Source organism: Pseudomonas sp. P9_35, assembly GCF_034008205.1.
GTDB lineage: Bacteria > Pseudomonadota > Gammaproteobacteria > Pseudomonadales > Pseudomonadaceae > Aquipseudomonas > Aquipseudomonas kilonensis.
The window spans coordinates 3,345,443-3,369,608 of record NZ_CP125373.1 but is presented as its reverse complement, the minus strand read 5'-3'; the positions used below and the strand labels follow the sequence as shown (position 1 = coordinate 3,369,608).

The window sequence follows — 24,166 nt, the reverse complement described above, 5'->3', positions numbered from 1 at the left end:
TCAATCCTGAAATTCAGGTTTCTGTTTGCTCATATGGGCGGCCATGGCCACGCGCAGGTCGGTCGATTGCAACATGGCGGCGTTCCAGGTGGCGACGTATTCCAAGCCGTCGTCGATGCGGTGGTCGCGCATGTAGCTGATCATTTCCTTGGTACCGGTCACGGCAATCGGCGACTTGGCGGCGATTTCCCGGGCAATGCCCATCACGCCGTCGAGCAGGCTGGCGGTGTCGCTGTAGACACGATTGACCAGGCCGATGTTGCGCGCTTCGTCGGCACCGAAGGTGCGCCCCGTATAAGCGAGTTCACGCAGCATGCCGTCCCCGATGATCCGGGGCAAGCGTTGCAGTGTGCCAACATCGGCGGCCATGCCGATATCGATCTCCTTGATGGAGAACTGGGCGTCCTCGGCCGCGTAACGCATGTCGCAGGCGGCAATCAGGTCGATGGCCCCGCCCAGGCAGTAGCCCTGGATCGCCGCGAGCACGGGTTTGCGGCAGTTGTCCACGGCGTTGAACGAGGCTTGCAGTTGCAGGATCTTGCGCCGCAGCAGGCGTGCATTGCGCCCTACGTCCTTGCCCAGCTCGTTGGCCACGCCCGCCAGCATCATCAGGTCGATCCCCGAGGAAAAATGCTTGCCGGCGCCGCTCAGCACCACCACCCGTGCAGCATCGGTGTCGTCGATCCATTGGAAGATCTCGATGATCTCGCTCCAGAACGCGGCGTTCATCGAATTGATCTTTTCCGGGCGATTGATCTGCACATGGGCAATGTTGTCTGCAAGTTCGACGTTGAACGCTTGGTATTGCGACATGGCAGTGATCCTTTACCGGCTGAAAAGAGGCTTGAACTATAACAAGCCAGCGCGACAGGACGTAGGCAGTGCATCGGCCAAAAGCGGGACTGACCTCACCGCAAGCCATTGTGGGAGCGAGCTTGCTCGCGATGGGGCCAGCTCAGTCAACATTTCTGCAAGCTGACCCACCGCTATCGCGAGCAAGCTCGCTCCCACAGGGACAGTGGTGGGTATCAGTCCGCTGGAGCTTGTTCGCTCGCCTGCAGTTGCCCGTCCCAACCACCCCCCAGCGCCGCAATCAACTGCACGCTGGCAATCAATCGACTCTGCTGCAGGCTCAGCACACTGCGCTCATTGCTCAAGGCCGTCGCCTGGACGGTCACCACGTCGAGGTAGGCAATCAACCCTGCCTTGTACTGGTTCTGCGTCAAGCGCAGGGATTCCCGGGCGGCGTCCAGGGCTTCCTGGCGTACGCGGGCTTCGTCTTCCAGCACCTTGAGCTGGATCATGTAGTTTTCCACCTCGCGCAAGCCGTCGAGCACGGTCTGGCGATAGGTCGCGACGGTCTGGTCGTAGGCTGCGACAGTACGGTCGACCTCTGCCGAACGCTGGCCGCCATCGAACAGCGTCATCGCCAGTTGTGGCCCTACCGACCAGAAGCGGTTCGGCACGCTCACCCAGTTGTCGTAGGTACTGCTGCTGTAGCCGCCACTGAGGCTCAGGGTCAGGTCTGGGTAATACGCGGCCTTGGCAACCCCGATGTTGGCGTTGGCGGCCATCACCGAGCGTTCTGCCGAGGCGATATCCGGCCGGCGTTCGAGCAGTTGCGACGGCAGCGCCACCGGGATCTGCGGCAGCGACGGGATGTCCTGGGTCTCGGCCAGGTTGAACTCGGCCGGCGGCAGGCCGACCAGCACGGCAATGGCGTTTTCAAACTGGGCCCGTTGCCAGATCAGGTCGATCAGGTCGCCCTGGGTGGTCTTGAGCTGGTTTTGCGCCTGGGCCACCGCATCCTTGCCGGACACCCCGGCGCGGTACTGGTTTTCGGTCATTTTCAGGGAGCGCTGATAGTTGTCGACGGTGGTCTGCAACAGGCGCTTCTGTTCATCGATCACCCGCAACTGCAAGTAGTTCTGCACCAGTTCCGATTGCTGGCTCAGGCGCATCGCCGCCAGGTCGGCAAAACTGGCTTGCGCGCTCGCCTCGTCGGCTTCCAGGGTGCGGCGCAACTTGCCCCATACGTCCGCCTCCCAGCTGACGCCGGCCTGGGCGTTATAGGTATCGCGAATGCCGCTGGACGAACTGCTCAGGCTCGAACTGCTGCTGCCGGTGCCCTGGCTGGAGCGGGTCTTGCCAACGGTCAGGTCCACGGTGGGGAAAAATGCGCCACGGGCGTTGCGCACCAGTGCCCGGGCCTGCCGGTACTGGGCGTCGGCCTGGGCCACGGTCTGGTTGGACGCATTGAGCTGGTCCACCAGGCCATTGAGTTGCGCATCGCCGTACAGCTCCCACCAGGCGCCCCTGGCCAACGCATCGCTGGGGTTGGCCTGGCGCCAGCCCTGGGCCTCCTTGTATTGCACCGGGGCGGCGGCCTGGGGACGTTGATAATCCGGGCCGACGGCACAGGCACTGAGCATCGCCACGCACAGCACCAGGCTCAGCACCCGCGAGCCACGGGCAGTCGCCAGTGTTGCGACAAGATTGAAAGGCGAACGGTCGGTCATAGCGGAGTTTCCAGGGCAGCATCAGTGCGCACGCCGCGCCAGCGATTGAAGCGATGGCGCAGTTTGTCGAGATAGAGGTAAACCACCGGGGTGGTGTAGAGCGTCAGTACCTGGCTGAACACCAACCCACCGATGATGGTCAGGCCCAGTGGCCGGCGCATTTCCGAGCCCTCGGCAGCACCGAGCAACAGCGGCAAGGCGCCAAGGATCGCCGCCAGCGTGGTCATCAGGATTGGCCGCAACCGCAGCAGGCAAGCGCTGCGGATCGACTCCAGCGGCGTCTGCCCGGCGCGTTCGAGTTGCAGCGCCAGATCGATCATCAGGATGGCGTTTTTCTTCACCACGCCGATCAGCAGGAACAGCCCCAACAGCGAGATCAGGCTGAACTCGCCACCCAGCGCGTAGATCGACAGCAACGCGCCGACCCCGGCCGATGGCAACGTAGACAGGATGGTCAGCGGATGGATGTAGCTTTCATAGAGCACACCCAGCACCAGGTACACCGCCAGCAATGCCCCGAGGATCATGAACGGCTGGCTCTTCTGGGTGGCGGCGAACGCATCGGCGGTGCCGGCCATTTTCGCGATGACATCCTCGGGCAACCCAAGCTTGGCAAGTGCCCGCTCGATGGCCGCGGTGCCCTGCTCCACCGTGACACCTTCGGCCATGTCGAAGGAAATGCCCTCGGACGCGAACTGGCCTTCATGGCTGACCCGGTCGTCCTCCAGGCTGTTCTCGTAGTGGGCAATGGCCGACAGCGGTACGCGCGCGCCATCGGCGGTGATCACCTGGACCTGCTCGAGGGTACTCGGGTCCTGGGCATACTTGGGATTGACCTCCATCACCACCTGGTACTGGTTGAGGCTGTCGTAGATGGTCGAGATCTGCCGCTGGCTGTAGGCGTTGTTGAGCACTGCGGTAACCATGTCCATGTCGATGCCCAGGCGCTTGGCCTGGTCGCGGTCCACCACCAGCGTCACCTGTTGCGCCCCACCACCGTCGCGGGCATCGATGGCGGTGAGTTCCGGCAAGGCCCGGAAGGCCGCCACGACCTTGGGATACCACGCGCGCAGCGACGCCAGGTCAGCGCTTTGCAGGATGTAGGAATACTGCGAGGTGGTCTGCTCGCGACCGCCACCGAACTGCAGGTCCTGGTCGGCCATCAACATCAACTGAGCGCCGGGGACCTTGGGCATTTCTTTACGAAGGCGCTCGATGACCTTTTGTGCAGAAATATTACGCTCCTTGATCGGCTTGAGGCGCACCAGCATGAAGGCGTTGTTGGTACCGTTGTTGCCACCGATGAAACCGGCGACGCTTTGCACCGCCTCGTCCTTGAGCACGGCGCGGCGGAAAATTTCCATCTTCGGCTGCATCACGTTGAACGACAGCCCGTCGTCGCCGCGTACAAAACCGATCAACTGGCCGGTGTCCTGCTGCGGCATGAAGGTTTTCGGCACCACCACATACAACGCGACGTTCACGCCGATGGTCACCAGCAGGCTCAACAAGGTCAGGCGTCGATGGCGCAGCACCCAGTCCAGGCTGATGGCGTAGCCACGGACCATCCGCTCATTGAGCCGCTGGCTCCAGCGCTGCAGGCGGTTTTCCTGCCCCGGCACGTGAGGCTTGAGCCAACGGGCACAAAGCATCGGTGTGAGAGTCAACGAGACCACCAGCGAAACCACGATGGACGCCGCCAGGGTGATGGAAAATTCGCGAAACAGGCTCTCGATGATCCCGCCCATGAACAGGATCGACAGGAACACCGCCACCAGCGAGACGTTCATCGACAGCAAGGTGAAACCCACCTCTTCAGCCCCCCTGTACGCCGCCGTCATAGGGGGGACGCCTTCGTCGATATGCCGGGAAATGTTCTCCAGCACCACGATGGCATCGTCCACCACCAACCCGGTCGCGAGGATCAACGCCATCAAGGACAGGTTATTCAGGGAGAAACCGTACAGGTACATCACCGCAAACGTGCCCACCAGCGACACCGGCACCGCCAGGGTCGGGATCAGCGAGGCGCGGAAGTTGCCGAGGAACAGGAACACCACCAGCACCACCAGGGCCACGGCGATCAGCAAGGTCATTTCCGCTTCATGCAGGGTGGCCTTGATCACCGGCGAGCGGTCCATCGCCAGGTTCAGCTTGACGCTGGCCGGCAGCACGGCCTGTAACGCCGGCAGTTGCGCCTTGATTTCGTTGACCGTCTCGATGATGTTGGCCCCGGCCTGGCGGTTGATCACCAGCAACACGGCGGCATCGTTGTTGAAGAAACCGCTGTTGTAGCGATCCTCGACGCTGTCGGTGACTTTCGCCACGTCCTTGAGTCGCAGTACCGAGCCATCCTGGTAACGGATGATCAGCGTTTCGTAGTCCTTGGCCTTCTCCAGTTGATCGTTGGCCTGGACCTGCCACATGCGCCGATCGTCCTCCACCGACCCCTTGGGCCGGCGCACGTTGCTATCGGCAACGGCGGTGCGCACATCATCGAGGGCCACGCCGTACTGGTTGAGCAGATGTGGTTCCAGTTCGATGCGCACCGCCGGCAACGAGCTGCCGCCGATCTGTACCTCGCCGACGCCCGAAACCTGGGACAGGCTCTGGGACAGGATGGTCGAAGCCAGGTCGTAGAGCTGGCCTTTTTTCAACACATCCGAGGTCAGCGACAGCACCATGATCGGCGCCTGGGACGGGTTGACCTTCTTATAGGTCGGCATACTGCGCATGCCGCTGGGCAACAGGTTGCGCGACGCATTGATGGCCGCCTGCACTTCCCGGGCGGCACCGTTGATGTCACGATCCAGGTCGAATTGCAGGATGACGCGGGTAGAACCCTGGCTGGAACGGCTGCTCATGGTGTTGACCCCGGCGATGGCGCCGAAGGAACGCTCCAGGGGCGTAGCCACCGTCGAAGCCATCACCTCGGGGCTGGCCCCTGGCAAGTTGGCCTGGACCACGATCACCGGGAAATCCATTTGCGGCAGCGGCGCAACCGGCAGCAGCCCGAAGCTCACACCACCGAGCAGCATGATGGCGAAGCTCAGGAGCATGGTTGCTACGGGGCGACGGATGAAGGGGCCGGAGAGGTTCATTGACGGCCGCTCCAGACTTCAAGCCACTGGCAGCAAGAATTGGCGGGGCTTTTGTGGCGAGGGAGCTTGCTCCCGCTATGTGGGAGCAAGGCTTGCCCGCGATGGACGCGATGCGGTCTTGCAGAATCGAGGCGCCTGTCTCGCGAGCAAGCTTTGCTCCCAAAGCCCAGCGGGAGCAAGCTCCCTCGCCACGAAAAGCGCTGCACCGCCGTCACACCCGCACCTCTTTCCCATCCGGCCTGGCAAACCGGCGTCCCAATCGATCGAAATACAGGTAGATCACCGGGGTGGTGAACAGCGTCAATACCTGGCTCACCAACAACCCACCTACCATCACCAAGCCCAGGGGCTGGCGCAGTTCGGCGCCGGAACCGGTGGCGAACATCAGCGGTATTGCGCCGAACAAGGCCGCCAGGGTGGTCATCAGGATCGGGCGGAAGCGCAGTAATGCAGCCTGATAGATCGCCGTCTGCGGGTCGACGCCCTGGTTGCGTTCGGCGTCGAGGGCGAAGTCGATCATCATGATCGCGTTTTTCTTGACGATACCGATCAGCAGGATGATGCCGATGATCGCGATCATGCCCAGGTCATTGCCGCTGAGGATCAAGGCCAGCAAGGCGCCGATGGCCGCCGAGGGCAAGGTGGAAAGAATGGTGATCGGGTGGATGTAGCTTTCGTACAACACGCCCAGCACGATGTACATGGTCACCACCGCCGCCAGGATCAGCAGCAAGGTACTCGACAGTGACGCCTGGAATGCCTGGGCCGCGCCCTGGAACTCGGTCTGCACGCCCACCGGCATGCCGATGTCCCGCTGGACCTTTTCGATCACGTCCACCGCATGCCCCAGGGCCACGCCCGGCGCCAGGTTGAACGACATCATCACCGCCGGGAACTGGCCAATGTGGGCAATCGCCAGTTGCGCCTGGCGTTCTTCGACCCGAGCCAGGCTCGACAGCCGCACCTGCCCACCGTCGGTGGTCTTGACGTGAATCTGGTCCAGCGCCTGGGGCCCGATCCGTTCCCCGGCCTGGGCCTGCAACACCACGCGGTACTGGCTGGCCTGGGTGTAGATGGTAGAGATCTGCCGCTGGCCGAAGGCGTCATAGAGCGCATCGGTGATGTTCGACACCGAGACGCCCAGGCGTGAGGCTGCGTCGCGATCGATCACCAGGTAGACCTGCAAACCCTTGTCCTGCAGGTCGCTGGCCACATCGGTCAGCTCCGCCTGTTGGGCCAGGGCTTCGACCAGGCGCCCGCTCCATAGGCTGAGCAACTCGGCGTCCGGCGATGACAGGCTGAACTGGTATTGGGTGCGGCTGACCCGGTCTTCAATGGTCAAGTCCTGCACCGGCTGCATGAACAGGCGAATGCCCACCAGCCGATCCAACTGCGGCTGCAAGCGGGCAATGATCTCGGTGGCGCTGTCATCCCGTTCACTGTGGGGCTTGAGGTTGATCAGCAGGCGACCGCTGTTGAGCGTGGCGTTGTCGCCGTCCACGCCGATGTAGGACGACAGGCTTTCCACCGCCGGGTCCGCCAGGATCACTTTCGCCAGTTGCTGCTGGCGCTCGCTCATGGCGGCAAAGGAGATCGATTGTGGCGCCTCGGAAATGCCCTGGATCACGCCGGTATCCTGCACCGGAAAGAACCCCTTGGGCACGGCCAGGTACAGCACCACCGTCAACACCAGGGTGCCCACCGCCACCAGCAGGGTCAGCGGCTGGTGCTTGAGCACCCATTGCAACTTGCGTCCGTAGGCGGCGATCAACCAGTCGATCCAGGCGCCGCTGGCGCGATAGAAACGGCCCTGCTCTGCTTCCTTGGGCTCACGCTTGAGCAAGCGGGCGCACATCATCGGCGTCAGGGTCAGGGACACCACCAGGGAAATCAGGATCGCCACCGCCAGGGTGATGGCGAACTCGCGGAACAAGCGTCCGACCACGTCGGCCATGAACAGCAGCGGGATCAACACGGCGATCAGCGACAGCGTCAGGGAAATCAGCGTGAAGCCAATCTGCTTCGCGCCCTTGAGCGCAGCCTGCAGCGGGCTGTCGCCCTCCTCGATGAAGCGAGCGATGTTCTCCAGCATGACGATGGCATCGTCCACCACGAAACCGGTGGCGATGGTCAGGGCCATCAGGGTCAGGTTATTGACGGAAAAACCGGCCAGGTACATCACGCCGAAGGTGCCGATCAGCGACAACGGCACAGCCACCGAGGGGATGATGGTGGCGCTGACGCGACGCAGGAACAGGAACGTCACCATGACCACCAGCACGATGGCGATCAGCAATTCATGCTGCACGTCGGTGACCGAAGCGCGGATGGTCTGGGTGCGGTCGGTCAGCACGGTGACATCCAGGCCGGCCGGCAGGTTGTCGGTGATGCTCGGCAACAGGGCCTTGATCCGGTCCACCACTTCGATGACGTTGGCCCCCGGCTGACGCTGGATGTTCAGCAGCACGGCCTGGTTTTCGTTGGCCCAGGCGGCAAGGCGTTCGTTTTCGGCGCCGTCGACGATCTGTGCCACGTCCTTGAGCCGCAACGGCGCGCCGTTGGCGTAGGCCAGGATCAGTTCGGCGTAGTCCTTGGGCGAGGTCAACTGGTCGTTGGCGTCGAGCATCGAGACCCGGGTCGGGCCGTCGAAGTTGCCCTTGGGCTGGTTGACGTTGGAAGCGCCGATCAATGTGCGCACGTCCGCCAGGTTCAGGCCGTTGGCCGCCAGGGCCTCGGGATTAACCTTGATTCGCACGGCCTGGCGCTGGCCACCGGCGATGGTGACCATGCCGACGCCGCTGATCTGGGCGATTTTCTGCGCCATGCGGGTGTCCACCAAGTCGTTGAGCTTGGGCAGCAGCATGGTCTTGGAGGTGATAGCCAGGGTCAGCACCGGGGTGTCGGCCGGGTTGACCTTGTTGTACACCGGCGGCGCCGGCAGGTCCTTGGGCAGCAGGTTGGTGGCCGCGTTGATCGCGGCCTGCACCTGCTGCTCGGCGACGTCCATGTTGATGTCGAGGTTGAAGCGCAGGGTAATCACCGAGGCGCCACCGGAACTGGTGGAGGCCATTTGCGTCAGGCCCGGCATCTGTCCGAACTGGCGCTCCAGGGGCGCGGTCACCGCGCTGGTCATCACATCGGGGCTGGCGCCCGGGTACAGGGTCATCACGCGGATGGTCGGGTAATCGACCTGGGGCAATGCCGATACCGGCAGCAGCCGATAGGCGATCAGGCCGGCCAGGATGATCGCCAGCATGCTCAGGGTGGTGGCGACCGGGCGAAGGATGAACAGCCGCGAGAGATTCATGCGCCGCCCTTTTTCGCCTTGTCGGCCGCAACCGGCTCAGCGGGCATCGCTGCGGACTTGCCCTGCAGGTGCTCGGTCGGCGTGGTGGGCACTTCCTGGCTGTCGCTGACCACTTCCACTTCACTGCCTTCCTTCAAGCGATCGGTGCCTTCGAGCACCACCCGGTCACCGGCGGCCAAGCCTTCGGTGACCACGGTATTCGCACCGTCGCTGGCGCCGATCTTCAGCTTTTTGATGGTGACCTTCTTGTCGCCATCCAGGGCATAGACGAAGGTGCCATTGGTGCCGAACTGAATAGCCGCCGTCGGCGCCAGGGTCACGCCTTTGAGGGTGTCGGCCAGCAGGCGGACATTGACGAACTGGTTGGGAAACAGCGACTGGTCGCGGTTCTCGTAGCGAGCCTTGAACTTCAAGGTGCCGGTGGTGACATCGATCTGGTTGTCCAGGCTTTGCAGCACGCCGCTGGCCTGCAGCTTCACATCGCCCCGGTCCCAGGCTTCGACGGGCAGTTTCGCCCCGCTGCGGTAACGAGCAAGCACTGTGTCGAGGTTGTTTTCCGGCAAGGTGAACACGACGCTGATGGGTTGGGTCTGGGTGATGACCGCCAGGGCCGTGGTGTCGTTGGCCGCCACCAGGTTGCCGATATCCAGTTGCCGCAAGCCGACCCGCCCGGAGATGGGCGCGCGGATCTTGGTGAATTCGAGGTTGAGCTTGGCGTCGTTGACGGCCGCCTGGTTGGTCTTGACCGTGCCCTGGTACTGGCCCACCAGCGCCGCGGCAGTGTCGAGGGTCTGCTTGGCGATACTGTCTTCGGCGTACAGGCCGCGATACCGCTCAAAGTCTACCTGGGCATTTTTCAGCTGGGCCTGGTTCTGCAACAATGTGCCTTCGGCCTGGAGCAAGGCGTTCTGGTACGGACGCGGGTCGATCTCGGCCAGCAAGTCCCCAGCCTTGACCATCTGCCCTTCTTCGAAGGCGATCTTGACCAGTTCGCCACCCACGCGGCTGCGCACGTTGATCGTATTGAGGGCCGTGACCGTGCCCAGCGCCTTGAAGTACAGCGGGAAATCCCCGGTCACCGCCGGCGCCACCCGCACCGGAATCGGCCCCGTCGCCCCACCAAACCCTGGCCGCATGCCACCCGAGCGCCCCACATGCCCCGCCGCGGCTTTATCCCCTGCCCCAGGCTTCTGTGCCGAACCACTGGGCCAGAATTTCCAGGCCAGCGCTGCGACGACCAATACGATGAACAGGCCGAACAGCCAGCGACGGGAATTGCGGGAAACAGAGGATTGCATGGAGTGATCAACCATTGGGCGCGTGGACTTCTTTTACGGGAGGCTGAACGATAAGCACTGGCGGGTGTTTAGCAAAGCGCCTTTACCGGCAATTTACGTTGGGCTTACCTGGCACATAGTCGGCTAACGCCTTGACGCACAAAAGAAAACGGCCTGGACAGGGCCAGGCCGTTAACAATTGTAATAAATACCTTATTTCAGAACGGCCAACGCAGCGTCGTAGTTCGGCTCTTCACCGATTTCCTTGACCAGCTCGCTGTGCAGCACGGTGTCGTTTTCGTCCAGCACCACCACGGCACGGGCGGTCAGGCCTTTGAGCGGGCCATCGGCGATTGCCACGCCGTAGTCCTGGATGAACTCGGCACCGCGCAGGGTCGACAGGTTCTGGACGTTTTCCAGGCCTTCGGCGCCGCAGAAACGCGCCTGGGCAAACGGCAGGTCGGCGGAGATGCAGAGCACCACCGTGTTGGTCAGGCCGTTGGCCTGGGCATTGAACTTGCGCACGGAGGTGGCGCAGGTCGGCGTGTCGACACTTGGGAAAATGTTCAGCACTTTGCGCTTGCCGGCGAAGTCCTTCAGGGAAACGTCCGACAGATTGCCGGCAACCAGGGAAAAGGCTGGTGCCTTGGAACCGGCTTGTGGCAACTGGCCGTTGACTTGGACCGGGTTGCCTTTGAGGGTGACTTGAGCCATGAACGGATTCCTTCTGACAGTTTGAAAATGGTGAGGCCGGAGTTAACCACGAAATGCTTGCGCGACCTATGGTTGGACATAAAAAGTCGTGGTTTGGACGCCGGCGCGTGAGGTAACGGCGGTGGCTATTTAGCCTTGAATTTCAGAAACGACTGATGCAAATCCGACGCCCAACCATCGATGACCCCTTTGACGTCATCGGGCTTCATCACCTGGGACTCGTTGGACAACGGCTTGCCCGTGCCTTTGCGCACCACCTGGGCGACCACCGAGTTGTTGCCACCGTCGAGAAAAACCGCTTCGGTGCCCAGGGTGGTTTCCTGGTCGCGAATGCCGCTGGCCGTGCTGACAGCGGCCGCCACCAGCGCAATCGGGATCACCTCATAAGGTTTCAAGCCTTCGGTCTTGCTGCTGACAGCCGTGATGGCCGCCCGCATCACCAATACACCCGGCCCAGGAGCTGTCGCCAGGGGCAAGGATTTTCCCGCTTCCCGCTTGAGGGCCTGATCGTAATAAGCGGTGATACCCGACAGCGTGGCCTGGGGGATCTTCACGGTCGGCTGCGGCTTGGGGTAAAGCTGTGTCGGCTCGATATAGAGGCTGGTGTACTTGCCCGGGTCGATCTTCGGATCGACCCAACGCATCACTTCGGCCCCCGACGGCGACTTTTCTTCCTTGAGCCGGCTGTAATCCCCCAGGAACCCGGAGTACTCATCCGGCTGGGTGACTTTGCTAGAGCAACCCGCCAAGGCGAGCGAGGCCATGCAAACAGTGCCGATCATCGACGAAAACTTCATGCTGTCACTCCTGTAAGCCACACGAGGCGGGGCCGGAACTACAGGTATAGCCAATGGACAGGTTTTTGCCTGCTCTGAGAATGCGTGACTCAGCCGCGCTCGCGCGGTATCAGGCTCTGCAACTGTTGTGCGAGGAAGTTGGCATCGAACGCAAACGTGTCGGGGTCCTTCAACCCGTTGGTCCGGCGCCATTGCCATTGCACCGATGGCGGTTGGCAAACCAGGGAAATGCTGCCGTGACGGGTCGCGGCCAGGCCCATGATCGACAAAGAAATCAGCCCGCCCGCGCCCATCACCTCCGGCACGAACTCCACCGGCTTACCGGTAATGGTCAAGGTCAGTTTTTCAGTCTTGAAACCGGACGTTTCTACCGGGGCGCTCGGCCCGTGCGCCACATAAGTCTCACGGCTCAATTCCAGCAGGCCGAGCGCCATGACGGGCGCCAGCCATTGCTCGATTTGCCCGTACAACGCCTTGATCTGCTCTGCCCAAACCATCGACTGGGCCTGGTGCAATTGTTTCTTGTGCGCTTCGCTGTCGGCGTAGTGACGAAGCATCTCGCCCAATTGCTGTACATCGTCCATGGGCCGGTCCTCGATTAAGGGAGTGCTGCGAAGCGCGATGATGACAGGTTCAAGACGTTGGCGTACGTAAAAGCCCTCTTTGCCTGCACGCTGGGTCCTTCAGCGCAGCCGCGCCATGGCCAGGGTGTCCACCCAGCGGCCGTCACGCACGGCATAGTCGCGCATCAGGCCTTCGGTTTCGAAGCCAAACTTGCGGTACAGGCCGATGGCCGCCTCGTTGTCGGCGTACACCGTCAACTCGACCCGCCGCAGGTTCATCCAGTTGTCCGTGACCTCCAGCGCGGCGGCCAGCAACATCGAGCCCACACCCTTGCCCTGCCAGGCGACAGCCACGCCCATGCCGAGGCTGCCGCAATGGGCACGACGCACGCGCGAAAACTGCTCCAGCCCCAGGTTGCCGATGACTTCACCCTCGTGCAGGGCCACCAGTTTCAATAAACGCTCGTCGTCCATTGCCAGGCGCTTGCGCCAGACTTCAGCGGACTGGAAAGGCATCTGCAGCACCTGGCGAGTCACCGCCGGATCGTTGTAGAGCGCGGTGACACCGGCGATGTGGGCTTCAGTGAAGCGTACGAGGGTGATCGATGATTCGGACATGCGGCTCCTCCCTGGAGACGTGACAAGGCCGATCACTATAAGCCGCGCCAGGCGCTATGGGGAACCTGTGGGAGCGGTGGTTTTGGCATCCGTGTTGACGAATACGCCGGTATCGCGAGCAGGCTCGCTCCCACAGGGGGCTCGGGTGTCCGCCACCCATTCCATGTGGGATCGAGTGTTGGCGATAAAGCCCGCCTCTATTGGTGTTGCACCTGCACCATCGAGCTGACCTGCACCCTTGCCTGCATCTGCTCCGCTCCGCCACCCCGGCGCATGCCGCGTACCGGGCAGGCGTCGAGGTAGTCCAGGCCGACCGCCAGTTTCAGGTGGCGGTCTGGAAGGGTCAGGCGGTTGGTCACGTCGAAGCTGTACCAGCCATCATCCAGCCAGGCTTCCGCCCAGGCGTGGCTCGCCAGGTGGCTTTCATCTTCGGTGCACAAATAACCGGAAACATAGCGTGCAGGAATACCCAGGCTGCGGGCGCAGGCCAGGAACGCGTGGGTATGGTCCTGGCAAACTCCCGTCCCACCGGCAAACGCCTCGGCGGCCGTGCTGTTGACCGCCGTCGTGCCGGGGCTGTAGGGCATCCGCGCCGCCAAACCGTTCATCAAATCGGTCAAGGCCGAGCGATCGCGCCGGCCGGCACATTGCTCGACGGCGAAGGCACTGAGAGTTTCATCCGCCTGGGTCAGGCGACTGGTGCGCAGAAAAGGCAGCGGCGACTGGCTGTCCGGCTCCATTGCGATGGACTGATGGATTTCCACCTCGCCATAAGCCGTCAGTACCAAGGCACCGTGGGGCTCGTCCATGGTCATCACATGCAGGATGTTGCCATAGGGATCAAGCTGGCTGCGTACCAGTCGCGGCAGTTCCAGGTGCCATTCCAGGATGCGCTGGCGCTGAGTGTCCCGGGGCGTCAGGCGCAGGAACTGGATGCTGGTGCAGACTTCATCGGCGTAGCTGTAGGTCGTGTCGTGGCGTATGGACAGTTTCATACGACCTCCAGGTAAGACTCATGGACGGTCTGGCCCAAGTGGCGGATCTGCCCAATCAAGTCGGTCAACCATTGATGCAGGCCCGACGCCAGGATCTCATCGATCCCCGAATAACGCAGGCGTGCATTCAGTTCGGCGGCCAGGCGTTGCGCTGGCCGGCCGTTGTTGCCCGGCAAGCTGGCGAGAATGTGGTCCAGCTCCTCGATGCAGGCATGCAGCGAGCGCGGGACGTCAGCGCGCAACAGCAACATCTCGGAAACCTGCTCGGCGTTCGGCGCATTGCGGTAGATCTCGTTGAATGCCTCGAACGAAGACAACGCGCGCAACAAGGCACTCCACTGGTAGTAGCCGCGGGCCGAGTTGTCGCTGACCTCCTCCGATTCCTCGCCGAACATTTCATAGCGGGCGTCCAGCAGGCGCAGCGTGTTGTCGGCCCGTTCGATAAAGGTCCCCAGGCGAATGAAGCAGTAGGCATCGTTGCGCATGATGGTGCCCGACGTCGCGCCACGGAACAGGTGCGAGCGCTCCTTGACCCATTCGCAGAAATGGCTGATGCCGTAGCGTCCCAGGCCGTTGCTGGCGATGTTGCGCATTTCCAGCCAGGTGGCGTTGATGTTTTCCCACATGTCGGCGGTGATGCGCCCGCGCACGGCATGGGCGTTGGTCCGCGCGGCCCGCAGGCAGCTGTAGATACTGCCGGGGTTGGTTTCATCCAGCGCGAAGAAATGCAGCATGCGCTCGGTGTTGAGCGCGTCATAACGGGCGTTGTAGTCGTCCAGCGTACCGGCCGCCAGCAGCGACATCGCCAGCTCGGCATGGCCATCGCTGCGCCCGGCCTGGGGCATCAGCGACAGCGAATAGCTGACTTCGAGCATGCGCGCCAGGTTCTCGGCGCGCTCCAGGTAGCGGGACATCCAATAGAGGTCCGAAGCAGTTCTTGAAAGCATGTCTTAGTCCTCCACTACCCAAGTGTCTTTGGTGCCACCGCCCTGGGACGAGTTCACCACCAGCGAGCCTTCGCGCAGTGCCACGCGGGTCAGCCCGCCGGGCACCAGGCGCGTTTCCTTGCCCGACAGCACGAACGGACGCAGGTCGATGTGGCGCGGCGCGATGCCGCTCTCGACAAAGGTCGGGCACGTGGACAGGCTCAAGGTCGGCTGGGCGATATAGGCTTCGGGACGGGCCTTGAGACGTGCGCGGAAATCCTCGATTTCCGCGGCAGTGGCCGCTGGCCCGACCAGCATGCCGTAGCCGCCGGAGCCCTGGGTTTCCTTGACCACCAGATCCGGCAGGTTGGCCAGCACATGGGACAGGTCCTGGGGCTTGCGACACTGCCAGGTGGGCACGTTCTTCAGGATCGGTTCTTCGGTGAGGTAGAAGCGGATCATCTCGTCGACGTAGGGATAGATCGATTTGTCATCGGCCACGCCGGTGCCGACCGCGTTCGCCAGCACCACATTGCCCGCGCGATACACGGCGATCAGCCCGGGCACGCCGAGCATCGAATCGGGGTTGAACGACAGCGGGTCGAGGTAGGCATCGTCAAGGCGACGATAAATCACGTCCACCTGCCGGGGGCCGGCGGTGGTGCGCATGTACACATGGTCGTCACGCACGAACAGGTCAGCGCCCTCCACCAACTCCACGCCCATTTCACGGGCCAGGAACGCGTGCTCGAAATAGGCACTGTTGAAGCGCCCCGGGGTCAACACCACGGCGGTGGGGTTCTCGAGGGGGCTTGAGCTCTTGAGGGTGTCGAGCAGCAGGTTCGGGTAATGATCGATGGGGGCCACGCGCTGGGCGGCGAAGAGCTCGGGAAACAGGCGCATCATCATCTTGCGGTCTTCGAGCATGTAGCTCACGCCGCTGGGGGTACGCAGGTTGTCCTCCAGCACGTAGTAGCTGCCGTCGCCGTCGCGAACCAGGTCGACACCGGCGATATGGGCGTAAATGCCCCGGTGCAGGTTCAGGCCCTGCATCGCAATCTGATAACCCTCGTTGGCGAGCACCTGTTCGGGAGGAATGATGCCTTCCTTGAGGATGTGTTGCCCATGGTAGATGTCGGCCAGGAACATGTTCAGGGCCTGGACCCGCTGAATGCAGCCACGCTCGACCATCTGCCATTCGCTGGCCTTGATGCTGCGCGGGATGATGTCGAAAGGAATCAACCGCTCTGTGCCCTGCTCGTCCCCGTAGAGGGTGAAAGTGATACCGGCTCGATGGAACAGCAGGTCGGCTTCGCGGCGGCGTTGCTCCAGCAGCTCAAGCGGTGTGTCCGCCAGCCAGCGCGAGAAGGCTTGGTAGTGCGGGCGGCAGTCACCCTTGGCGTCATACATTTCATTAAAAAAAGCGTGGGGCATAGCCAACTCCCAGCCGTGTCGTACACGGCATTTCTTATTACGTCGTCATTCCACTCAGTACGGCCTTGCCTTTTTTATGAGCCCTGGTTCTCTGAGTACCTCGTTAGGCAATGGGTCTCTGATCAGGCCTTTGCGTCCGGATGACGTGCGCCCCCCCCTGTTTATCTACGTATCGAATACCCCCTCGCTGGCACTTTCGTCCTGGAGTCGTAGCAAGGGCTGTGCCTAAGTGCGGTGCATCGAGACAATGCTGGAAAAACTGTCGCATAACGACAAAAAAGCGAAATTTATTTTCGATTTTGCGACGAAAATCTGTTTGGAGGCTGAAACGTTTATTGCCATTTCCGGCGTCGAGGCCATGAACGAGTCGAATCGGTGCAGCCAGGCGGGAAGCCAGCGTCGAATGCCCTGAAAAGGGGAAATTTATACCCACCGCTAAAACGCAGGCCTTGACCCAACGATAGCTGACGCGCCGAACTTCGAAGGAATGAATACTCCGTGGCGAGGGAGCTTGCTCCCGCTGGGCTCTGTAGGAGCTGGCCAAGCCTGCGATCTTTTGATCTTTCGCTCGGAATTCAAGTGTCTGGGAAAAGATCGCAGCCTCGCTTCGCTCGACAGCTCCTACAGACCAGCGGGAGCAAGCTCCCTCGCCACAAAGTCCTGTTCAGCTTCAAGCCCTCTATCTACCTGACATGGGTAGCCCAGCCTTCCGTCGCCTCCCTTCGAACAAATCCAACAGCAGCACTTGCACCGACAGTATTATGGTATACCATCATACGCAAAGACCTATTCACCCACCCTGGGAGCAGCTCATGAGTTTCGAAATTCGCAAGATCGTCAGCTATGTCGAAGAAACCTTTATCGAAGGCGGCAAGGCCACCGACAAACCGGTGACCATGGTCGGTTTGGCGGTGGTGATGAAAAACCCTTGGCTGGGTCGCGGTTTCGTCGAAGACCTGAAGCCGGAAATCCGTGCCAACTGCTCCGACCTCGGCGCGCTGATGGTCGAGCGTCTGGTGGGCATCATCGGCGGCGCCGAGAAGATTGAAGCCTACGGCAAGGCTGCGGTAGTCGGTGCCGACGGCGAAATCGAGCACGCCTCCGCCGTGATCCACACCCTGCGCTTCGGCAACCATTACCGCGAAGCGGTCAAGGCCAAGAGCTACCTGAGCTTCACCAACAAGCGCGGCGGTCCTGGCACCTCGATTCAGATCCCGATGATGCACAAGGACGATGAAGGCCTGCGTTCGCACTACATCACCCTGGAGATGCAAATTGAAGACGCCCCGCGCGCCGACGAAATCGTCGTGGTGCTGGGCTGCGCCGATGGCGGCCGCCTGCACCCGCGCATCGGCAACCGCTACATCGATCTGGAAGAACTGGCCGCCGAGAATGCGCAGTAATCCAGGCTCGGTAACCACAATAAAAAAGGCATGCAGGAGCGCTCCATGATTCGGCTCACCGCTGAACTCACCCCGGCCGGCACCAGCTACCTGGCAACCGGCCAAGGCCAACCCGTGGTCTTGATCCATGGCGTGGGCCTGAACAAAGAAATGTGGGGCGGCCAGGTCGTTGGCCTGGCCACGCAATACCGTGTGATTGCCTACGACATGCTCGGCCATGGCGCCAGCCCGCGTCCGCAAAGCGGTACCGCGCTGCTGGGCTACGCCGACCAGTTGCTGGAGTTGCTCGACCATTTGCAACTGCCCCAGGCGACGGTGATCGGCTTTTCCATGGGCGGGCTGGTAGCCCGTGCGTTTGCCTTGCATTACCCGCAACGCCTGCAAGGCCTGGTGGTGCTCAACAGTGTGTTCAACCGCAGCGCCGAACAGCGCGCCGGGGTCATCGCCCGCACGGCCCAGGCCGCCGAGCATGGGCCGGACGCCAATGCCGAGGCCGCGTTGTCGCGCTGGTTCAGCCGTGAATACCAGGCGGCCAACCCGGCGCAGATTGCCGCACTGCGCCAGACCCTGGCGCAGAATGATCCCCAGGGTTACCTGACCACCTATGAACTGTTCGCCACCCAGGACATGTACCGCGCCGATGACCTGGGCAACATCCAGGTGCCGACGCTGATCGCCACTGGCGAACTGGACCCCGGCTCGACACCGGAAATGGCCCGGCAACTGGCCGAGCGAATTCCCGGCGCCACGGTTGCCGTGCTCGCCGAACAGCGGCATATGATGCCGGTAGAGTCGCCGCGCCTGGTCAACCAGCTGTTGCTGGAATTTCTCGACACAGCAAACGCCCGACAAAACCAAATAAAGGGGATCGTTGCATGACACTCGCACGTTTTTCGATGTGCATCGGCGGTGAATGGGTCGATGCCTTGTCCGGCAAGACCTTCGAAAGCCTGAACCCGGCCCTGGCCCAACCCTGGGCCGAGTTGCCCGACGCCGACGAAGCCGATGTAGATCGCGCCGTCCAGGCTGCACAGAGCGCTTTCGACAGCCCGGCCTGGCGCGGCCTGACCGCCACCGCACGCGGCAAGCTACTGCGTCGCCTCGGTGACCTGATCGCCGAGAACAAAGAACAACTGGCCCAGTTGGAAAGCCGCGACAACGGCAAGCTGATCCGTGAAACCCGCGGCCAGGTCGGCTACCTGCCGGAGTTCTTTCATTACACCGCAGGCCTGGCCGACAAGCTCGAAGGCGGCACCCTGCCGCTGGACAAGCCCGACCTGTTTGCCTACACCGTGCACGAAGCCATGGGCGTGGTCGCGGCGATCATTCCCTGGAACAGCCCGCTGTACCTGACCGCGATCAAGCTCGCCCCAGCACTGGCGGCCGGTAACACCATCGTGATCAAGCCGTCCGAGCACGCTTCGGCCACCATTCTCGAACTGGCTCGCCTGGCGCTGGAAGCCGGTATCCCGCCGGGCGTGGTCAACGTCGTCACCGGTTACGGCCCGAGCACCGGCGCCGCCCTCACCCGCCATCCGCTGGTGCGCAAGATCGCTTTCACCGGCGGCGCGGCCACGGCTCGCCATGTGGTGCGCAGCAGCGCCGAGAACTTCGCCAAGCTGTCACTGGAACTGGGCGGCAAGTCGCCGAACATTATCTTTGCCGACGCCGACCTCGACAGCGCGATCAACGGCGCAATTGCCGGGATCTATGCGGCATCCGGCCAGAGCTGCGTGTCCGGCTCACGCCTGCTGGTACAGGACGAAATCTACGATGAGTTCGTCTCGCGCCTGGTCGAACGGGCCCAGCGCATCCGCATCGGCAACCCGCAGGAAGACGCCAGCGAAATGGGCCCCATGGCCACCGCGCAGCAACTGGCCGTGGTCGAAGGCCTGGTGGCCGATGCCATCGCCGAAGGGGCGCGCCTGCGCACTGGCGGCAAGCGTCCAGAGAATCTGGGGGATGGCTGGTTTTATGAGCCGACGCTGTTCGAATGCGACCGCAACTCGATGAAGATCATGCAGGAAGAAGTCTTCGGCCCGGTGGCCTCGGTGATTCGTTTCAAGGACGAAGCCGAAGCCCTGGCGATCGCCAACGACTCGCAATTCGGCCTCGCCGCCGGCATCTGGACCCGTGACCTGGGCCGTGCCCATCGCCTGGCCCGAGATGTGCGCTCGGGCATTATCTGGGTCAACACCTACCGAGCCGTGTCGGCCATGGCGCCCATCGGTGGTTTCAAGAACAGTGGCTATGGACGCGAAAGCGGCATCGATTCGGTGCTGGCCTATACCGAACTGAAAACGGTGTGGATCAACCTGTCCCAGGCGCCTATGCCTGATCCGTTCGTGATGCGCTAGGAGTCCAGAGAAATGATCGAACCCGGCATCTACAAAGAAGTCATGAGCTCCTTCCCGTCCGGCGTCACGGTGGTCACCACCCTGGACCCGGACGGCAATATCGTCGGCATCACCGCCAGTGCCTTCAGCGCGCTGTCGATCGACCCGGCGCTGGTGCTGTTCTGTCCCAACTACGCCTCCGACACCTACCCGGTGCTGCGCGACAGCAAGCAGTTCGCGATCCACCTGCTGTCCGCCGACCAGACCACCGAAGCCTATGCCTTTGCCGGTAAAGGCAAGGACAAGGCCAAGGGCATCGATTGGCACCTGAGCGACCTGGGCAATCCATTGCTGAGCAAAGCCACGGCGATCATCGAATGCGAGCTGTGGCGCGAATACGATGGCGGCGACCACGCGATCATCGTCGGCGCAGTGAAGAACCTGATCCTGCCTGAACAGCCGGTAACGCCGATGATCTACCACAAAGGCAAGCTGGGCCCGCTGCCCACCCTGGCCTGATCACCGTACACGCCTCCCCTGTGGGAGCGAGCTTGCTCGCGATAGCGGTGGAACAGTCGCCATTGATGTACCTGACACACCGCTATCGCGAGCAAGCTCGCTCCCACAGGTTCATTACTTTTCAGGGAGTCCGCATGAGCAACGACAAGTACGAACAAGGCCTGAAGATCCGCACCCAGGTGCTGGGCCAGGACTACGTCAACCGCTCCATCGAGAACGCCGACGATTTCACCCGGCCATTACAGGAAATGGTCACCGAGTATTGCTGGGGCCATGTCTGGGGTCGCGAGGGCTTGTCGCTCAAGGAGCGCAGCATGATCAACCTGGCAATGATCTCGGCGCTCAATCGTCCGCACGAACTCAAGCTGCATGTGCGCGGCGCCTTGCGTAACGGCCTGAGTCGTGAGCAAATACGCGAAATTCTGCTTCAAGTCGGTATCTATTGCGGTGTTCCCGCTGCCGTGGACAGTTTCCGGCTTGCCCGCGAAGCCTTCGCCGAAGCCGATGCCGAGGCCTCCAGTCAACCCTCGGCTGTTTGATCTGAACGTGCACGGATGTTGCCCGTTTGGCATGGACAGCCATATTACAGAGCGGACCCCATGAAACGCCTGCCACTCGACGACAGCTTCAAGGTCAATCGCAACCCCGTTACCCTGCGCGAAATCGTGCTGGATAAACTGCGAAGCGCCATCATGAACTTCCAGCTTCTGCCGGGTGATCGCCTGGTCGAACGCGATCTGTGCGATCGCCTGGGTGTGAGCCGCACGTCGGTACGCGAAGCGCTGCGCCACCTGGAATCCGAAGGCCTGGTGGAGTTTGCCGATGCCAAGGGGCCACGGGTCGCCATTATTACGTTGGCCGACGCCGTGGACATCTATGAGCTGCGTTGCGTGCTTGAAGGCCTGATCGTCCAGTTGTTCACCCTGCGGGCCAAGGCCAAGGACATCAAGGCCCTGGAAAAAGCCCTCGCGGAAAACCGCAAGGCCCTCAAGGAGGGCGAACTGCAGCAGGTCATCGATTCGGTGCAAGGCTTCTACGACGTGTTGCTCGAAGGCTCCGGCAACCATGTCGCCGCCACCCAGCTGCGCCAGTTGCAGGCACGCATCAGCTATTTGCGGGCGACCTCGGTGTCCCAGGAAAACCGTCGCGGCGACAGCAACCAGGAAATGGAACGCATGGTCGAGGCGATCAAGAGCGGCGATCCCCTGGCGGCCCACCAGGCCTGCGTCGACCACGTGCGCGCCGCCGCCAAGGTCGCCCTGGAATACCTCAAGCGCAAACAGGAAGAGACCGGTGAAATCCCCGAGATCATCCCGCCCATCGCCCTCAAAGAACCGCGCATAGGTCGCTAACCATGTTCAGCCCGAGCTTTTGTCCAAAGTGCGGCGGCAATGACTTGAGTCATCGCCTGCCAACGGGCGATACCCATGAGCGACTGATGTGTGGCGGTTGCGGCTACATCCACTACGTCAACCCGAAGATCATTGCCGGCTGCATCATCGAGCAGGACGGCAAATACCTGCTGTGCCAGCGCGCCATCCCGCCGCGCCCGGGCACCTGGACACTGCCGGCCGGTTTCATGGAAGGCGGTGAGACCACCGAACAGGCCGCGCTGCGCGAAGTCTGGGAAGAAACCGGCGTACGCGCTGAAATCGTTTCGCCCTACTCGATCTTCAGCGTGCCGAAGATCAGCGAGGTGTACATCATCTTCCGCGCCATCGCGCTGGAGATCACCGGCCAGTTCGGCCCGGAAACCCTCGCCTGCCAGTTCTTCGCCCCCGAAGACATTCCCTGGGACAGCATCTACTACCCGGCCATCCGGCAGATCCTCGAACGTTATATCGAGGAACGCCAGGCCGGGGTCTATGGCATCTACATGGGCAACGACGACAGCGGCAAGATTCACTTCATCCGCTGACGCCCCTGTAGGAGCTGGCGAAGCCTGCGATCTTTTGATCTTGATCTTGATCTTGATCTTGGTCTTTCGCTTGAGACTCAACTGTCTGGGACAAGATCGCAGCCTCGTTGCACTCGACAGCTCCTACAGTGGAATCACACCCTCGACAATGATCACCTCGGCCCGGGCCACGCCTTCGCGATGGCGCTTGGCCTCCTGATACTGCGCCGAGTGATAGCAGGCCAGCGCCTGTTCGTAGGAGTCGAACTCGATCACCACGCTGCGCTGCGGCGTGGCCCTGCCCTCCATCGCTTCGCTACGCCCACCCCGGGCCAACATCCGACCGCCATACAAGGCAAACGCCGCCGGCGCCCGTTGGGTGTATTGGCTGTATTGATCGGGGTCGGTGACATCCACATGAGCAATCCAGTACGCCTTCATAGTGACCTCTTGGCTTGCTTTGTATTATGGTATACCACAGTACCATTCCAGCAAGCCCCATCAGAACAAAGAGAGCCCGACATGGCCTTTAACAGCATTCAGGAAATCATCGAAGACTACCGCCTGGGCAAGATGGTGTTGCTGGTGGATGACGAAGATCGGGAAAACGAAGGCGACCTGCTGCTGGCCGCCGACTGTTGCAACGCCCAGGCCATCAGCTTCATGGCCCGCGAAGCGCGCGGGTTGATTTGCCTGACCCTGACCGGCGAACACTGCCAGCGCCTGGGTCTTGAGCAAATGGTGCCGAGTAACGGCAGTGTGTTCAGCACCGCGTTCACCGTGTCCATCGAGGCCGCCACCGGCGTGACCACCGGTATTTCCGCCGCCGACCGGGCACGCACCGTTGCCGCCGCCGTGGCCGCTGATGCGGGGCCCAGCGACATCGTGCAGCCGGGGCATATCTTCCCGTTGCGGGCCAAGGAAGGCGGTGTATTGACCCGCGCCGGGCACACCGAAGCCGGTTGCGACCTGGCGCGCCTGGCGGGCTTCACGCCGGCGTCGGTGATCGTCGAAGTGATGAACGATGACGGCACCATGGCCCGCCGGCCGGACCTGGAGATTTTCGCCCGCAAGCACGGGATCAAGATCGGCACCATCGCCGACCTGATCCACTACCGCTTGAGCACCGAGCACACCGTGGCGCGCATTGGTGAACGGGAACTGCCTACAGTGCATGGCACCTTCCGCTTGTTCACCTTCGAAGACCGCATCGAAGGCGGCGTGCACATGGCGATGGTGATGGGTGAGATTCGCCGGGATGAGCCGACGCTGGTGCGGGTGCATGTGATCGACCCGCTGCGGGACCTGGTCGGTGCCGAATACCACGGCCCTTCCAATTGGACGCTGTGGGCGGCCCTGCAGCGGGTGGCCGAAGAAGGTCGCGGCGTGGTGGTCGTGCTGGCCAACCACGAGTCCTCCCAGGCGCTGCTTGAGCGTGTGCCGCAACTGACCCAACCGCCACGACAATTCAGCCGGTCGCAATCGCGCATCTATTCTGAAGTGGGCACCGGGGCGCAGATTCTGCAGGACCTGGGCGTCGGCAAATTGCGCCACCTGGGACCACCGCTCAAGTACGCGGGGTTGACGGGGTATGACTTGGAAGTAGTGGAGAGCATTCCCTTCACCGGATAACAGAAAAACCTGTGGGAGCGAGCTTGCTCGCGATAGCCAAGGATCAGCCGACATGAATATTGACTGACACACCGCCATCGCGAGCAAGCTCGCTCCCACAGGGTTCGACCCAGCAATGACAGGGAAAA

General features: G+C 62.2%; 21 protein-coding genes. 8 read left to right on the top strand and 13 right to left on the bottom strand.

Annotated features, from left to right (window positions below; genetic code table 11):
* The 12 genes from QMK47_RS14695 to QMK47_RS14640 all read right to left on the bottom strand — a co-directional run bounded on the left by QMK47_RS14695 (position 1) and on the right by QMK47_RS14640 (position 16,251).
* Positions 1-813, bottom strand: a complete 813-nt coding sequence (locus QMK47_RS14695; RefSeq protein ID WP_320390485.1) for a crotonase/enoyl-CoA hydratase family protein — start codon at positions 811-813, stop codon at positions 1-3.
* Between the two features lie 215 nt (positions 814-1,028).
* Positions 1,029-2,519, bottom strand: a complete 1,491-nt coding sequence (locus tag QMK47_RS14690) for an efflux transporter outer membrane subunit (RefSeq protein ID WP_258691169.1) — start codon at positions 2,517-2,519, stop codon at positions 1,029-1,031.
* On the bottom strand, positions 2,516-5,620 hold the full coding sequence (locus QMK47_RS14685; RefSeq protein ID WP_214512842.1) for an efflux RND transporter permease subunit: 3,105 nt from the start codon (positions 5,618-5,620) through the stop codon (positions 2,516-2,518). Before QMK47_RS14685 ends, QMK47_RS14690 begins: the two co-directional genes overlap by 4 nt.
* A 211-nt stretch (positions 5,621-5,831) precedes the next feature.
* A complete protein-coding gene (locus QMK47_RS14680; RefSeq protein WP_253474638.1) occupies positions 5,832-8,927 on the bottom strand; it encodes an MdtB/MuxB family multidrug efflux RND transporter permease subunit in 3,096 nt (1,031 codons plus the stop codon).
* Positions 8,924-10,240 carry an MdtA/MuxA family multidrug efflux RND transporter periplasmic adaptor subunit gene (locus QMK47_RS14675; protein ID WP_258691167.1) on the bottom strand — a complete coding sequence of 439 codons (1,317 nt, stop codon included), beginning with the start codon at positions 10,238-10,240 and terminating at the stop codon, positions 8,924-8,926. Before QMK47_RS14675 ends, QMK47_RS14680 begins: the two co-directional genes overlap by 4 nt.
* A gap of 177 nt (positions 10,241-10,417) precedes the next feature.
* Positions 10,418-10,918: a thiol peroxidase gene (gene tpx, locus QMK47_RS14670; RefSeq protein ID WP_013693326.1), complete on the bottom strand. Its 501-nt coding sequence runs from the start codon at positions 10,916-10,918 to the stop codon at positions 10,418-10,420.
* A 125-nt stretch (positions 10,919-11,043) separates the two neighbouring features.
* Positions 11,044-11,715, bottom strand: coding sequence for a DUF3313 domain-containing protein (locus QMK47_RS14665; RefSeq protein ID WP_253474631.1), 672 nt, complete (start codon positions 11,713-11,715; stop codon positions 11,044-11,046).
* A gap of 89 nt (positions 11,716-11,804) precedes the next feature.
* The gene (locus QMK47_RS14660; protein WP_253474628.1) at positions 11,805-12,299 is read right to left on the bottom strand and encodes a hypothetical protein; all 495 of its coding nucleotides are present in this window, start codon (positions 12,297-12,299) and stop codon (positions 11,805-11,807) included.
* 99 nt (positions 12,300-12,398) lie between these two features.
* Positions 12,399-12,896, bottom strand: a complete 498-nt coding sequence (locus QMK47_RS14655) for a GNAT family N-acetyltransferase (RefSeq protein ID WP_253474625.1) — start codon at positions 12,894-12,896, stop codon at positions 12,399-12,401.
* A gap of 197 nt (positions 12,897-13,093) precedes the next feature.
* Positions 13,094-13,891: a transglutaminase family protein gene (locus tag QMK47_RS14650; protein WP_024619080.1), complete on the bottom strand. Its 798-nt coding sequence runs from the start codon at positions 13,889-13,891 to the stop codon at positions 13,094-13,096.
* Positions 13,888-14,838, bottom strand: a complete 951-nt coding sequence (locus QMK47_RS14645; RefSeq protein ID WP_003201699.1) for an alpha-E domain-containing protein — start codon at positions 14,836-14,838, stop codon at positions 13,888-13,890. The genes QMK47_RS14650 and QMK47_RS14645 overlap by 4 nt, the downstream gene beginning before the upstream one ends.
* Positions 14,839-14,841: 3 nt before the next feature.
* Entirely contained in the window at positions 14,842-16,251 is a 1,410-nt protein-coding gene (locus QMK47_RS14640; RefSeq protein WP_253474622.1) for a circularly permuted type 2 ATP-grasp protein, read from the bottom strand.
* Between the two features lie 812 nt (positions 16,252-17,063).
* Between QMK47_RS14640 and QMK47_RS14635 the strand changes: the two genes are divergently transcribed.
* From QMK47_RS14635 to QMK47_RS14605, 7 genes are all read left to right on the top strand, one after another.
* Positions 17,064-17,654, top strand: a complete 591-nt coding sequence (locus tag QMK47_RS14635) for an amino acid synthesis family protein (protein ID WP_003182108.1) — start codon at positions 17,064-17,066, stop codon at positions 17,652-17,654.
* Between the two features lie 45 nt (positions 17,655-17,699).
* Complete coding sequence (locus QMK47_RS14630; RefSeq protein WP_003201690.1) at positions 17,700-18,533, top strand: alpha/beta fold hydrolase; 834 nt, start codon at positions 17,700-17,702, stop codon at positions 18,531-18,533.
* Positions 18,530-20,011, top strand: a complete 1,482-nt coding sequence (locus QMK47_RS14625) for an aldehyde dehydrogenase (RefSeq protein ID WP_258691165.1) — start codon at positions 18,530-18,532, stop codon at positions 20,009-20,011. The genes QMK47_RS14630 and QMK47_RS14625 overlap by 4 nt, the downstream gene beginning before the upstream one ends.
* A gap of 12 nt (positions 20,012-20,023) precedes the next feature.
* Positions 20,024-20,509, top strand: coding sequence for a flavin reductase family protein (locus QMK47_RS14620; protein ID WP_320390484.1), 486 nt, complete (start codon positions 20,024-20,026; stop codon positions 20,507-20,509).
* A gap of 134 nt (positions 20,510-20,643) precedes the next feature.
* Positions 20,644-21,048 carry a carboxymuconolactone decarboxylase family protein gene (locus QMK47_RS14615; protein WP_003201685.1) on the top strand — a complete coding sequence of 135 codons (405 nt, stop codon included), beginning with the start codon at positions 20,644-20,646 and terminating at the stop codon, positions 21,046-21,048.
* A 60-nt stretch (positions 21,049-21,108) separates the two neighbouring features.
* A complete protein-coding gene (locus QMK47_RS14610; protein ID WP_103309674.1) occupies positions 21,109-21,861 on the top strand; it encodes a GntR family transcriptional regulator in 753 nt (250 codons plus the stop codon).
* Positions 21,862-21,863: 2 nt separating this feature from the next.
* Complete coding sequence (locus QMK47_RS14605) at positions 21,864-22,427, top strand: NUDIX hydrolase (protein ID WP_253474610.1); 564 nt, start codon at positions 21,864-21,866, stop codon at positions 22,425-22,427.
* Between the two features lie 123 nt (positions 22,428-22,550).
* Here the strand turns inward: QMK47_RS14605 and QMK47_RS14600 are convergent, their stop codons facing one another.
* Entirely contained in the window at positions 22,551-22,847 is a 297-nt protein-coding gene (locus tag QMK47_RS14600; RefSeq protein WP_253474607.1) for a DUF1330 domain-containing protein, read from the bottom strand.
* An 81-nt stretch (positions 22,848-22,928) separates the two neighbouring features.
* On the opposite strand from QMK47_RS14600, the gene ribBA reads away from it, so the two are divergent.
* Entirely contained in the window at positions 22,929-24,038 is a 1,110-nt protein-coding gene (ribBA, locus tag QMK47_RS14595; protein ID WP_320390483.1) for a bifunctional 3,4-dihydroxy-2-butanone-4-phosphate synthase/GTP cyclohydrolase II, read from the top strand.
* Positions 24,039-24,166: the final 128 nt, after the last annotated feature.